General features: G+C 73.5%; 13 protein-coding genes. 5 read left to right on the top strand and 8 right to left on the bottom strand.

Translation table 11 applies throughout. The annotated features are described in order from the left end of the window. The first annotated feature begins 21 nt into the window (after positions 1 to 21). The gene (gene lpdA / locus IG69_RS0106590; protein WP_030527377.1) at positions 22 to 1,419 is read left to right on the top strand and encodes a dihydrolipoyl dehydrogenase; all 1,398 of its coding nucleotides are present in this window, start codon (positions 22 to 24) and stop codon (positions 1,417 to 1,419) included. A gap of 110 nt (positions 1,420 to 1,529) precedes the next feature. On the opposite strand, the gene IG69_RS0106585 is transcribed toward lpdA, so the two are convergent. Further along, positions 1,530 to 2,474, bottom strand: coding sequence for a hypothetical protein (locus IG69_RS0106585; protein WP_030527376.1), 945 nt, complete (start codon positions 2,472 to 2,474; stop codon positions 1,530 to 1,532). After that, on the bottom strand, positions 2,471 to 2,710 hold the full coding sequence (locus tag IG69_RS0106580) for a hypothetical protein (protein ID WP_030527375.1): 240 nt from the start codon (positions 2,708 to 2,710) through the stop codon (positions 2,471 to 2,473). The genes IG69_RS0106585 and IG69_RS0106580 overlap by 4 nt, the downstream gene beginning before the upstream one ends. 252 nt (positions 2,711 to 2,962) lie before the next feature. Here IG69_RS0106580 and IG69_RS0106575 point away from each other — a divergent pair, with 252 nt between their 5' ends. The 3 genes from IG69_RS0106575 (at position 2,963) to IG69_RS0106565 (ending at position 6,300) form a co-directional block, all read left to right on the top strand. Next, positions 2,963 to 4,381, top strand: coding sequence for a pyridoxal phosphate-dependent decarboxylase family protein (locus IG69_RS0106575; RefSeq protein ID WP_030527374.1), 1,419 nt, complete (start codon positions 2,963 to 2,965; stop codon positions 4,379 to 4,381). 99 nt (positions 4,382 to 4,480) lie between these two features. Continuing rightward, positions 4,481 to 5,116 (top strand): DUF2510 domain-containing protein, encoded by a 636-nt coding sequence (locus IG69_RS0106570; protein WP_030527373.1) that lies wholly within the window; start codon positions 4,481 to 4,483, stop codon positions 5,114 to 5,116. 53 nt (positions 5,117 to 5,169) lie between these two features. After that, entirely contained in the window at positions 5,170 to 6,300 is a 1,131-nt protein-coding gene (locus tag IG69_RS0106565; RefSeq protein ID WP_030527372.1) for a M48 family metalloprotease, read from the top strand. Between the two features lie 20 nt (positions 6,301 to 6,320). On the opposite strand, the gene IG69_RS0106560 is transcribed toward IG69_RS0106565, so the two are convergent. Together IG69_RS0106560 and IG69_RS0106555 are read right to left on the bottom strand one after the other, a co-directional pair. Beyond that, positions 6,321 to 8,372: a HelD family protein gene (locus tag IG69_RS0106560; RefSeq protein ID WP_051750312.1), complete on the bottom strand. Its 2,052-nt coding sequence runs from the start codon at positions 8,370 to 8,372 to the stop codon at positions 6,321 to 6,323. Positions 8,373 to 8,483: 111 nt separating this feature from the next. Further along, on the bottom strand, positions 8,484 to 8,978 hold the full coding sequence (locus IG69_RS0106555; protein WP_030527370.1) for a CoA-binding protein: 495 nt from the start codon (positions 8,976 to 8,978) through the stop codon (positions 8,484 to 8,486). A gap of 105 nt (positions 8,979 to 9,083) precedes the next feature. Between IG69_RS0106555 and IG69_RS0106550 the strand changes: the two genes are divergently transcribed. Then, complete coding sequence (locus IG69_RS0106550) at positions 9,084 to 9,527, top strand: VOC family protein (protein WP_030527369.1); 444 nt, start codon at positions 9,084 to 9,086, stop codon at positions 9,525 to 9,527. Between the two features lie 20 nt (positions 9,528 to 9,547). Here IG69_RS0106550 and IG69_RS0106545 read toward each other — a convergent pair whose 3' ends face one another. The 4 genes from IG69_RS0106545 to IG69_RS0106530 form a co-directional block, all read right to left on the bottom strand. Continuing rightward, positions 9,548 to 10,051 (bottom strand): hypothetical protein, encoded by a 504-nt coding sequence (locus IG69_RS0106545; RefSeq protein ID WP_157577396.1) that lies wholly within the window; start codon positions 10,049 to 10,051, stop codon positions 9,548 to 9,550. Positions 10,052 to 10,357: 306 nt separating this feature from the next. Further along, positions 10,358 to 11,920 carry an HNH endonuclease signature motif containing protein gene (locus IG69_RS0106540; RefSeq protein ID WP_030527367.1) on the bottom strand — a complete coding sequence of 521 codons (1,563 nt, stop codon included), beginning with the start codon at positions 11,918 to 11,920 and terminating at the stop codon, positions 10,358 to 10,360. A gap of 145 nt (positions 11,921 to 12,065) precedes the next feature. Continuing rightward, positions 12,066 to 12,554 (bottom strand): SRPBCC family protein, encoded by a 489-nt coding sequence (locus IG69_RS0106535; protein WP_030527366.1) that lies wholly within the window; start codon positions 12,552 to 12,554, stop codon positions 12,066 to 12,068. A gap of 1 nt (position 12,555) precedes the next feature. Continuing rightward, positions 12,556 to 12,885, bottom strand: coding sequence for an ArsR/SmtB family transcription factor (locus IG69_RS0106530; protein ID WP_030527365.1), 330 nt, complete (start codon positions 12,883 to 12,885; stop codon positions 12,556 to 12,558). Between the last annotated feature and the right edge of the window lie 199 nt (positions 12,886 to 13,084).

Raw genomic sequence — 13,084 nt, 5'->3', positions numbered from 1 at the left:
CGCCCCGATAGGCTGTCGAGCATGGCTGACTTCGACGTCGTGGTGCTCGGTGCTGGTCCTGGTGGGTACGTCGCGGCGATCCGCGCCTCCCAGCTCGGGAAGAAGGTCGCGGTCGTCGAGAAGAAGTACTGGGGCGGGGTCTGCCTCAACGTCGGCTGCATCCCCTCGAAGGCGCTCATCAAGAACGCCGAGCTCGCGCACACGCTCCAGCACGAGAAGGAGCTGTACGGCATCGAGGGCGAGGCGACGATGAAGTACGGCGCCACGCACGCGCGCTCGCGCAAGGTGTCGGCCGGCATCGTCAAGGGCGTCCACTTCCTCATGAAGAAGAACAAGATCGAGGAGGTCGACGGCTGGGGCACGCTGACCAGCGCCACCTCGATGGACGTCGCGCTCAACGACGGCGAGACCCGTCAGCTGACCTTCGACCACCTGATCATCGCGGCCGGTGCCGTCACCCGGATGCTTCCTGGCGTCGAGGTGTCGCAGAACGTCGTCACCTACGAGGAGCAGATCCTCGACGAGAACCTGCCCGGCTCGATCGTCATCGCCGGCTCGGGCGCCATCGGCGTCGAGTTCGCCTACGTCATGAAGAACTTCGGCGTCGACGTCACGATCGTCGAGTTCCTCGACCGGATGGTCCCGACCGAGGACGAGGAGATCTCCAAGGAGCTCCTCAAGCACTACAAGAAGCTCGGGGTCAAGGTCATGCTCTCGACGAAGGTCGAGGGTGTCGAGGACACCGGCTCCGGCGTCCGCGTCACCGTCTCGCCCGCCGCCGGCGGCGACCAGCAGGTCCTCGAGGCCGACAAGTTCATGTCGGCCATCGGCTTCGCCCCGCGCACCGAGGGCTACGGGCTCGAGGCCACCGGCGTGCAGCTGACCGAGCGCGGCGCCATCGCCATCGACGAGTACGGCCGCACCAACGTCGAGAACGTCTACGCGATCGGCGACTGCACCGCCAAGCTGATGCTCGCCCACGTCGCCGAGGCCCAGGGCGTCGTCGCCGCCGAGCACCTCTGCGGCGCCGAGACGATGCCGGTCGAGTACGACTTCATCCCGCGCGCCACCTACTGCCACCCGCAGATCGGCTCCTTCGGCTACTCCGAGGCGCAGGCCAAGGAGAAGGGCTACGACGTCAAGACGGCGAAGTTCCCGTTCTCGGCCAACGGCAAGGCGATGGGCCTCGGCGACGCCGTCGGCTTCGTCAAGGTCGTCGCCGACGCCGAGCACAACGAGATCATCGGCGCCCACATGATCGGCCCCGACGTCACCGAGCTGCTGCCCGTGCTGACCCTCGCGCAGAAGTGGGACCTCACCGCGGACGAGGTGTCGCGCAACGTCTTCGCGCACCCGACGCTCTCCGAGGCGGTCAAGGAGGCCGTCGAGGGCATCGCCGGCCACATGATCAACCTCTGAGCCGCGCACCCCACGCGCCCCTCGTACCTCCACATTTCGGGGTCACCCCGAAAAGTCCACGAGACCCCGGCTCCGAGCCGGGGTCTCGTGGACGTTCCGGGGTCCGGCCGTCACGTGGATGTCGGACGCCCCCACGCGGCAGGAACCACGACGACCGCCGCGAGACCGGCGAGGAAGAGGAGGGCCACGACACCGCTGTCGTCGACGTCCGGGGGCAGGGACGCTGCCTCGAGAGCCGAGGTCCGTGACGCGGCGACCTCGGCGACCTGCGCCTCGTACACGACGGCTCCGAGCTCGACGGGCGAGCTGACGGCAGGTGTGGGCCAGGCCGGGAGCGACGCGACGGCGGAGGGCGTGGCCGCCCGCGCCGAGCCGAGGTCGACGAAGGGCAGGACGATGTACACGAGGCCGACGCCCAGGGCGACGACGCTGGCACGCAGCGCGTAGGACCGACGGGTCGAGATGGCCGACGCGGCCGCGACGGTGGCATTGACCCGCGCGAGAACCTTGGGCTCCACCCCTCCGACGGCTTCGGGACCGCGCGTGGAGGCCTCCCGCCCGTCGACGTAGGCGAGGTACGCCGTGGACAGGACGACCGCTGCACCGAGGAACACGGGAGCCAGGACCCCGCGGGTGGGGAGCGGGTTGTCGGATGCCACAAACACGAAGCCGAGGATCCCGGTGTAGATCGTGACGATCGCCGCCGAGGCCTTCTGCACGGTGTCGGCCCCGGAACGAGCCCGGTCGACCGCGCCGACGGCGAGCGTCGTCAACGACGTGGCGAACGCCTGGAGACTGGCAAGGTCGGCCGCGCGATCGGCCGCGGCGAGTGCGCGCGCGTCGTCGTCGTCGGCCTTCAGCTCGGCGGTGGCCGCGGCCTGTGCTGCAGCAGCAGAGGCCAGTGCGCTCTTGTGCGTCTCGGTCGTGCGCTCCTCCTGCGCCGCCAGGCCGGCTGCATGCGCGGCGAGCCGCGCCTCCAAGGCCTTCTCCGCGCGAGTGTCGTCAGCGACGGCGTCGTCGGTCGGCCAGCCGTCGTCACCGAGCGGGCCCGTCATCGGTCCTCCTCGGGAGCCTCGTCGGCGGCCACGTCGAGATCCGGTCTGTGGATCTCGACGTCCGACACCGTCCATCCCTGATCGCCGTTGCCCTCGGCCCGGAACGTGGCCGGCCATCCGTCCGTGGTGTGCCCATCGTCAGCGGCCAGCACGTGGACCGTCACCCCCCGGGGCGCTCGGGCGAACTCCACGTCGTTGAACTTTCGCCGTTCCAGCGCGCAGTACGTGCGTCCCATCGCTGCCCCTCCTCGGCCACGATCCGATGACGGACGACTGTCCTCTGCACTCGGGGTACCTGGCAAGACCCCGCTTCACCGGGACGGCTCCGACGACCGGGGCGGATGGCCCTGCCCACGACCGGGACCCACCCGGCACGTGCGGGGTGATCGCTGTCAGACCCTGTGTCCGACAGCGACAAGCCCGCACGTGCGGGCTGAGGCGCGGGGCGCACGCGGCCGGGACCATCACGCGTGGGCAGAATGGCGCCCATGACGCCCGAGGAGTTCCGCGCCGCCGGACACCAGCTCATCGACTGGATCGCCGACCACCGCAGCCGCGTCCCGGACCTCCCGGTCGCCGCGCAGGTCCGACCGGGCGAGGTCCGCGACGCCCTCCCGCCGCACGCCCCCACCGAGCCCGAGCCGTTCGCCGACGTGCTCGCCGACCTCGACCGCGTCGTCGTCCCCGGCGTCACCCAGACCCAGCACCCCGGCTTCTACGGCTGGTTCCCCAGCAACGCGAGCCTGGCCAGCGTCCTCGGCGACATCGCGTCCGGGGGCGTGGGCGCGCTCGGCATCACGTGGCAGTCGGCGCCGGCGCTCACCGAGGTCGAGCAGGTCGTCACCGACTGGCTGCGCGACCTCTGCGGCCTGGCCCCCGAGTGGCGCGGCGCCATCCAGGACACCGCCTCCACCGCGTGCCTCGTCGCCATGCTCGCCGCCCGCGAGCGCGCGAGCGACGGCTCCGAGCACCGCGGTGGCCTCCAGTCCCTCGACGCCCCGCTCGTCGCCTACACCTCGCCGCAGGCGCACAGCTCGGTCCCCAAGGCCGTCCTCCTCGCCGGCTTCGGGGCCGACAACCTGCGCTACGTCGACGTCGACCCGGTGACCTACGCGATGGACCCCGCCGCCCTGCGCCGGGCGATGGCCGAGGACGCCGCGGCCGGTCGCGTGCCGGCGGTCGTCGTCGCCGCGGTCGGCACGACCGGCACGACGGCGATGGACCCCGTCCCCGCCATCGTCGAGATCGCCCGCGAGCACGGGGCGTGGGTGCACGTCGACGCGGCGATGGCCGGCTCGGCGATGCTCCTGCCGGAGATGCGCCACCTCTTCGCGGGGGTCGACGACGCCGACAGCCTCGCGTGGAACCCGCACAAGTGGATGGGCACGATCCTCGACACCTCCCTGCTCTACGTCCGCGACGTCGACCACCTCGTCTCGGTGATGTCGACGACCCCGAGCTACCTGCGGGCGAGTACCGACGACCAGGTCGTCCAGTACAAGGACTGGGGCATCCCGCTGGGCCGACGCTTCCGCGCGCTCAAGCTGTGGTTCCACCTCCGGCTCGACGGCGTGGAGGCCATCCGCGAGCGGCTGCGGCGTGACCTCGCGAACGCCCGGTGGCTCGCCGAGCAGGTGCAGGCCGAGCCGGGATGGCGGGTGCTGGCACCCGTCGAGCTGCAGACGGTCTGCGTCGTCCACGAGCCCGAGGGGCTGACGGGCGAGGAGCTCGACGCGCACACCCTCGCCTGGCTCGAGGCCGTCAACGCGACCGGCCGGGTCTTCCTCGGGGCCAGCAGCCTCGACGGCCGCTGGATGGTGCGGGTGTCCGTCGGCGCGGAGGCCACCGAGCGGGCGGACGTCGAGGAGCTGTGGCGGCTGCTGCGCGAGGCGGTCGCGACCCGCTGAGCGACCCCCCTCCGGTCGAGGGGACCGACTTCGCCGGAACCGGCCGCGGACGCGCCCACCGGGTGTCACACTCGCCTCGAGCACGCCGGGAGGAGTCGTATGTCGCAGGTCAGGCACCGCAGGAGCCACGCCGTCGCCGGGCTGACCCTCTCCCTCGGCAGCGCCGTCGTCATGCTCGGGACGCTGTTGCCCGTGTACACCGTCGGGCGCGGCGCGGTGGCCCCCGACGTGTGGGCCGCGCTGGGGCTGGGCGCGGACGGCACGTCCGTCCGCCTCGCCGACGGCTTCCGCGAGTACCTCGTCCTGTCGGGCGCGGTCGCGCTGCTCATGGGGGTCGCGCTCATCCTCACCCGCCTCCGGTTCGTCGGCGGGGTGTGGCGTCTCGCGGCCCTCGTCGGGCTGATGGCGGGCTCGTTCGTCACCTTCGCCTTCTGGATGCTGCTCTTCGACCCCGGTGCGGCCGTCGGCCGCCCGTCGTGGTTCGCCGAGTCCGCCCCGGCCGTCCTCGACGCCTTCTCGGCCACCACCGTCGACGCGGGGGTCGGGCTCTACGTCCTCACCGTGGGCTGCGCGACGGGCGTCCTCGCGGCCCTCGTCCCCACCTTCCACACGCGGCGCGTCATCAAGGACGCGACGAAGGGTGGGGGCACCCTGGCGCCGGGCTGGTACCCCTCCCCGCACCACCGCCGCCGGCACCGCTACTGGGACGGCGAGAAGTGGACGGTCGGCGCCTGAGCCCGCCGCCGCGCCTGCCCTGACGCGAGGTCGCCCGAGGTTAGCCTCGGCGGGTGACCGACTCCCGCCGAGCCCCGTCCGCGACGCTCTCCGCGGTGGCGGCCGTCCTGCTCGCCCTGCTGGTCGTCCTCGCGCTGCTCGCGCTCGCCGTCGGGTGGGTGGCCGTACTCGTCCTCGACGACGGCGTCAGCCGCTGGATCTGGGGAGTCCTCGGCGCGCTGGTGCTGTGGCGGCTCGTGCCGCGCCCCGCGCGCGTCGACCGTCGGGCGGTCGCGACGAGCCGCGAGGAGCAGCCGGCCGTGCACGAGCTCGTCGACGCCGTGGCGCGCGAGGTGGGCGTCGCCGCCCCGACCCGCGTGCTCGTCGACACCGTCGCCGCGACCCGGGTGCACCCCACGGGCTACCTGGGCGGGGCCGCGCTGGTCGTCGGCCTGCCGGAGTGGACGGCCCTCGACCCCGGGGAGCGGGTCGCCGGTCTCGCCCACGAGCTGCGCTGCTCGGGGGTCCGGCGGGGGCCGGCCGGCATCCTCGTGCGCCTCGCCGGGGACGTGCTCTCGGGAGCCCGGACGATCCTCACGCCCGTCCGAGCCGTGACCGCCGACCGCAAGGCCGTCGAGCAGGCGACCTCGACGATGGGCTACTACGGGCCGGGTGACGAGATGGCGGGCAACCTCGTGCGTCGCCAGGCGTCCGCGGCCGTCGGCGGTGCCGGGATGCAGGTCGTGGCGGTGCCCTTCCGTGCGCTCCACGCGGTCCTCGACCGGGCCTGGCGTCCGACCCTGCACCACGCCGCGTTCGAGGCCGACCGGCGCGCCGCCGCGCTCGCCGGGCCCGCCGCGGTGCGCGGCTGGCTGCTCGCCGGTGTCGGGGTGCCGCGCGGCGCGACCGCCGCGCACAACGCCGCTCGTACACCGGGGGCCGACGTCTTCCTCGCCATCGAGGCGGCCGACCGGCCGGCGCCCGCCGAGCTGCGCTCCCGCCTCGAGGCCGCGCCCACGACGGCCGTCGACGCCGACCACCCGCCGACCCGCCAGCGCGTCGTCGCCCTCGAGGCCGGCGACGTGCCCGTGGGTGACGGATGGGTCGAGCGCAGCACCGTCACCGCTGCCGACGTCGAGCTCTTCCGGATGCGGGCCTCGCTCGCCGGCCGGCTCCGCGACGAGCTGGTGCACGGGCGCGGCTGATCCGCTGCGCCCGACCGTCGTCAGCCGGTCAGCACCTCGGGCAGCGGCTCGGAGTGCACGACGACGAGGGCCGACACGGCCCGGGTCAGCACGACGTAGAGGCGCCGCAGGCCGGTGCGCTCGTCCGGCTCGCCGCGCACGACCGCCGCCGGCTCGACGACGACGACGCGGTCGAACTCGAGGCCCTTGGCGATGCTCGCCGGCACGAGCTCGACCTGACGGTCCTCGTCGTCCCCGTGGTCGGCGTCGAGCCGTCCGTGCGGGATGCCCGCGGTGGTCAGCGCCGACGAGACGGCGGTGACGAACGCGTCGGGCACGATGACGCCCACCGACCCGGGCTCGTCCGTCAGCGAGCGCACGGCGTCGACCACCGCGAGCGAGCGACGCTCCGGGTCGGCGCGCAGGACGTCGAGGCGGCCGGGGTCGTCGCGCACCGAGACCGGCGCCGCCAGCCCCGGTGCGACGAGGGGCAGCAGGCGCGCGGCGTAGTCGATGACGAGGGCCGGGACGCGGAAGCCGCGGTCGAGGACGACGAGCTCGTGCTCGGTCCGACCGAGGTGGCGCATCGCCTCCTCCCAGGACGGGGTCGCCCACGGGGTGGTGCCCTGCGCGATGTCCCCGAGGACGGTGAGGCTGCCGGTCGAGGCCCGACGACCGACGGCCCGCAGCTGCATCGGGGAGAGGTCCTGCGCCTCGTCGAGGATGACGTGGCCGAGGCTCGGCGTGCGGTCGAGGAGGTCGGCCAGCTCGTCGAGGAGCGCCATGTCGGCCCGCGACCAGCGCGCTGCCCCCTTGCTGCGGGGCGGCCTCTCCCAGAGCAGGACCCGCTGCTCGTCCTCGGTGAGGACGCCGTCCGCCGCGGCGGCCAGCGCATCGGCGTCCGAGAGCAGCCCGAAGAGCACGGCGGCCGGGTCGAGCGCCGGCCAGAGGTCCTTCGTCGCGGTGCGGACCGGTGCCGAGCGGGCGATCGAGTCCTGCACGGTGTCGCCCGGGAAGTCGCCCGAGCGTTCGATCTGGAGCATCACGAGGTGGGCCAGGCGCTGGGGGAGGAGCTCGCGGGCGGCGGAGTAGCGGACCCCGCGGGCGACGAGCCCGTCGAGCTCGTCCTGCACCTCGTAGGCCGGGACGCGCCAGCGGCGTGAGCCACGGGGGACGACGAGCGCGTCGTGAGCGCGGGCGACGTTGCGCCACACCGCGGCCCGCAGGACCTCGGCCAACCGGGCGTCGCCCTTGAGGAGCGCGACCTCGGTGGGGTCGTCGGCGCGCACGCGGCCGTGGTCGAGGAGGGTGTCGACGGTCGCGTGCTGCACCCGCACCTCGCCGAGCGAGGGCAGGACCGCGCCGATGTGGTCGAGGAAGGCGCGGTTGGGGCCGACGACGAGGACGCCGGCCCGGTCGAGGCGCCGGCGGAAGGAGTAGAGCAGCCACGCCGCCCGGTGCAGGCCGACGGCGGTCTTGCCGGTGCCGGGCGCCCCCTGCACGCAGATGCTCGTCGCGAGGTCGGAGCGGACGATCTCGTCCTGCTCGGGCTGGATCGTGGAGACGATGTCGCGCATCGGGCCGGAGCGGGGCCGCTCGATCTCGGCGGCGAGGATGCCGCTGCGGTCGGCGGCGTCTCCGGCGACGAGGCGCTCGTCCTCGTAGGCGGTGAGGCGGCCGCGGTCGACGCCGAACCGGCGCCGCAGCTCGACGCCCATCGGCTCGGCGGGGGAGGCGCGGTAGAACGCCGTCGAGATGGGCGCTCGCCAGTCGACGACCACCGGGTCGCCGTGGGCGTCGCCGACGTGCCGCCGCCCGACGTGGAAGGTCTCCTCGCCGTGCTCGGTGCGGCAGTCGATGCGGCCGAAGAAGAGCGTGGTGCGCGGGTCGTCCTGGAGCGAGGCGACGCGGCGGGCGAGGACCAGGTCGAGGTAGGCCGCGTTGAAGGCGTCGGCCGCGGTCGACACGTCGAGCCGCTCGGTGGTCTCGCGCATCCGGCGCAGCTCGTCGCGCGCGTGGTCGAGGTGGGCCTGCTCGCGGGCGAGCACGTCGTCGGTGGGGGTGGTCGGGTGGTCGGCGGTCGTCGTGGGCACGGCGGAGCCGCCTCCTGCGGTGTGTGGGGTTCCCATGCTGGCGAACCGATGATGGTACACCCGGTGGGGGTGGGTCCGTCCAGCCCTCGGGACGTCCGACGGTCGGTCGCGTCAGACGGTCCGGGGGACCGCCCCCGTCCACGTGAGGACGCGGCACATCGCGTGGTGCACGCCGTCACCCTCGGGGTGGAACATGATCGGGCAACCACCGGCGATGACCGTCGCGCCGGCCGCCCGCGCGCGCACCACCGCCTCGGGGGAGACGGAGCCGGCGCCGGTCGAGCGGTGCAGCCAGAGTCGGCGGACGCCCGAGTCGAGAGACTCCTCGACGCTCTCGAGCGCGTGCGCGGCGGACGTGGCGACGACGACCGCGTCGACACCGCCGGGCACGGCCTGCACCGTCGGGTAGGCCGGGTCGCCCTCGACCTCGGTCGCGTGCGGGTTGACCGCGAAGACCTCGTAGCCGTGGTCGCGCAGCCACGTATAGACGGTGTTCGCGCCGTGGCCCCGTGGTGTGCGGGAGACGCCGGTGACGGCGATGCGGCGCTGGGCCAGGACGTCGGCGGCCGCGACGCGGACCGGGATGGTGGTGGGTGTGGTGGCCATGACGGGTCTCCTTCTCGTCGCCTCCCGATGCTTCCACCGCGCTCGGCGTCGCGCTGTTCCGTGGGTCACGCGACGGGTGTCGGTGGATGGGTCCACACTCGGCGCATGGATCGCTCAGCGCTGCCCGTCCAGGTCGTCATCGACTGCGCCGACCCCGCCGCCCTCGCGGAGTTCTGGGCCGGCGCCCTCGCCCCGCGGGGCTACGCGGTGCCGGCGCCGCCGGGCGGGTTCGCCGACTGGCCGTCCTTCCTCGCGGCGCAGGGGCTGCCGGAGGAGCGGTTCAACGACGCCTCCGCGCTCGAGGCCGAGGGGCAGCCGCGCATCTTCTTCCAGCGGGTGCCCGAGCCCAAGGAGGGGAAGAACCGCCTCCACCTCGACCTGCTCGGCGGCGGCGGACCCTCCGTCCCGATGGATGAGCAGCGCCGTCGGGTCGCCGCCGAGGTCGAGCGCCTCGAAGCGCTCGGCGCCGTCCGGGGCGAGGAGCACGCCGAGATGGGCGTCCACTGGGTGACGATGCGCGACCCCGAGGGCAACGAGTTCTGCGTCTGACGCCTGGGTGGTTGCGGCGGTCACGTCCGCCGGATTCGCAGGTATCCGATGCCGGAGATGAGCGAGACGAGCAGGCCGACGGAGCCGATCGTCAGCGACGTTCTCCACTCGTCGGAGCCGGCCCACTCGTCGACGTCGTCGGCCGCCATGACGTTCACCTGCCCGTCCGCGTCGACGGAGTAGAGGACGTCGAGGGGGGCTTGGTAGCCGACCTCGTCGGGGACCTCCTGCCACCCTTGTCGCCAGTCGACCTCGTCAGTGAGCGTGGAGTCGACGAGCGCCTGCCCCAGCCCCGTGAGCTCGATCCACTCCTCACCGTCGACGGCGGGGAGGCGGACCCGGATCCCGTCCACCTCCCACCATCCACCACCCTTGCTCGGCTCGTGGTCGACGTGGGCCTCGACCATGTCGACCCGAACCCGGGTGCCGTGCTGCAAGAGGGACCCCGCCCGCCGCTGGTCGGCCACGTCGTACGGCAGGTACCCGAACCCGAGGACGGCACAGATGGCGGCCGCGATCGCCATGCCGCCCACCCCGCGTTCGACGAGCCACCGGACGCAGGACGAGACGGCCGACGGTCCGAGTCGGCCGAGACCGTCCGGAGCTGCGTGCCTGCCCTTCACCCGGCCACCGCCGTCTCGCTGTTCACGAGCGGTACGACTCTCACGGGGGGCACCCGGTTCCTCGCTCCGTCACCGTCGTCGCCGTTCTCCAACCCGTCAGGCGTCCCTACCGGTGCGGTCCGTGGCGTGGGACGTGGGGCGATCACCCCCGCTCCTGCGCCACGGGCCACGCCGCCAACCAGAACACGTGAACGGGTGTCGGTCGAGTCAGAAGGGTGGCGTCGCGGGGAACGGGTCGCGCTGCCGGGGTGGATGAAGGCCGATGACCCGGTACGTCCGCGCCGGCCGGTGCACCTCGACGCGGCACCCACGGGTCACGGGTGGCCCGGTGCCACCGCGGTGCCGTAGGCCGAACTCGAGCGCCGAGTGCACGTGGGTCTCCGCATCGCGTCGGGCCGGGGGAGGCGGCGGGTCCGGGTCCTGTGCGGATAGCACCAAGGGCCGGTGGTCGAGGGGGTGGGTGGTGCGAACCGCGCCGGTGGGGTCGGTCCAGTGGAGGGCGCCGTCGGCGGACATCCGGACCGACCATCCCGGCCGCTGCTTGACGCGGTGGTGTCGGCGACAGAGGCAGGCGAGGTTGCCGGCGCTCGTCGGCCCCAGCGGCCAGGCGCGGACGTGGTCGAGGTCGCAGAACCGGGCGGAGACCTGGCAGCCGGGAAAGCGGCACCGCCCGTCCCGGGCGCGGACCAGCGCGGCCAGTCGGGCACCGGGCCGGTAGGCGTCCGTCGCGAGCTCGTCGTCGGGGTCGGTGAGGGCGCCGCTGGTGGGGTGGAGCACCGGGGACACCAGAGCGGTGATCGCCGTCGCGCGCGACAGCCATCCGCGGGGCACGAGGTCCGGGTCGCCGGCGTGCAGGCCGTGGACGGTGACGAGGTCGCGGTCGTCGAGGGGGGTGACGTCGCTAGGGGCCGCGACCACCTGAGCGTCGGCGGGAGCGACGAGCTGCACCCGTACGTCGACCGTCGCGTTCGACGTGACGAGGTCGGTGAGCGCCTTGGCCCGGGCCCGCTCGAGGTGCTCGCAGGTCCCGTCGTCGACGTACTGGCGGGCGAGGGTGTCGATGGCCGCCCACGCCGCGCAGGCGTCCTCGGACGGGAAGGTCCCGAGCCACGTGTCGACCCCTGGCTCGTCGACCCAGCGCCGCAGCCCCGAGGCCGCTCGCGCACGGACCGCCCTCTGCCGCAGCAGGTCCGGGGAGATGGCGGCCAGCACCCGCCGTGTCCGTCGGCGCAACCGGGCGGCGTCCTCGCGGTCGAACCACGGGCCGAGGGAGGCGACGACGCCGGAGGCGACCTCGGCCGGCACCTCCTCCAGCTCGGCCGCGACGACCTGCGCGCGGTAGGCGTCGAGCCGCCCCTCCGCCATCGCCGTGTGGAGCCCGCCGAGGCCGGTGCTCGTCGCCGGGCCGTCGGCCGCACGCCGCACCGCGTCGCGCACCCGGCGTTCCGCGTGCACCGCCGACACCGACAGCACACCCGACACCACGGCCGGTGTGTCGAGGGCGATGTGCCCCGGCGCCCGGTGGGTCTCGACCAGCTCGCCCGTCTCCAGCACGACCGGCTCGATCGCCGCGAGCCGGACGATGGCCTCGTCCTGCGCCGCGGCGACCACGTCGGCGAGGGCCTGGAGCTCACTGAGCGCGTGCGCCCAGTCGGCGACCGAGCCACCTACGAGGGTGGGGGAGAGCGACTCCGAGACCAGCGTTCGGGCACCGACGGCAGCGGCGGCGACGTCCGCGGCATCCGCCCGGCGCTGTGTGCTGGTGGCCATCGGCTCCCCCTCCCCTCGTGCTCCCATCCTACTCCTCGAGCCCGCGAATCGGAAGGTCATCCACAGTCAAAACGTCTGTTGCACAACGGAACAGAGAGGGAATGGGGGCGGCGTGACGGGTGTGACAACAGGCCCGGGAGCGACCTCAGCCGCGGGCGAGGAACGCGTCGATCTGCCCGATGGCGGACCGCGCCCCCTCCTCCATCCCCATGTCGAGGACCTGCTGCAGCGCCTCGGCGCTGGCGTAGGTCGTCGTGTAGACAGCGCGGGTGCCGCCCTCGGTCGCCGAGAAGTCGTAGACGCAGTCGGACACGGGCAGCTCGGGGTTGGGCGTCAGGTCCTCGTGGGCGAAGCCGTCGCGGAAGGTGAACCGCTCCGTCGGCTCCACGCCCGTCACGTCCCAGTAGCCGGCGAACTTCTCGCCCTCCGGGGAGGTCATGTAGTACGTCGTCCGAGTGCCGGCGCGCAGCTCGTGGTCGACGAACGTCGCCGGGTACTCCGGCGGGCCCCAGACCTGCTCGAGCTGGCGCGGGTCCTCGTAGAGCGCCCACACCCGGGCGACCGGGGCGGCGAACTCCGCGGTGATGGTCAGGGTGTGGTTCTCGACGTCCTTGGCGATGTCGGTGACGGGCATGTCAGGTCTCCTCGGTGAGCAACAGGTCGATCCGGGCGATCCGTCCCCGCCAGACCGCCTCGAGCTCGTCGAGCATCGAGGCGACCGACCGGACGGCCTCCACGTCACCGCTGGCCAGCTGCTCACGACCGTGACGTCGCTTCGTCAGCAGGCCCGCCCTCTCCAGGACGGCGACGTGCTTCTGGACGGCGGCGAAGCTCATGTCGTAGCCCGCCGCCAGCGTCGTGACCGAGTGCTCTCCGGCGAGGACCCGGCGCAGGATGTCGCGTCGCGTCCGGTCGGCGAGCGCGTGGAACAGCGCGTCCGCGCGGTCCTCGCTGCTCCCGGTCACGAGATCAACATACAACTAAACGGTTGTATGTTGTCAAGGGCCGGGTTCGGCGAGGGGAGGGGGCGTCGGCGTGACGTACCTCGCACGCGACGGAGCCCCCGGCGAGCAGCCCCGTCGCGGGCTCCGACCGCCTGACCTGCGGCATCGGGCATTCCCACTCCTTCTCAGCGACCAGCAACACATCGTCGTCCGACTTGAG

Source organism: Phycicoccus jejuensis (assembly GCF_000720925.1).
Classification (GTDB): domain Bacteria; phylum Actinomycetota; class Actinomycetes; order Actinomycetales; family Dermatophilaceae; genus Phycicoccus; species Phycicoccus jejuensis.
This window is presented reverse-complemented; position numbering and strand designations above follow the sequence as displayed.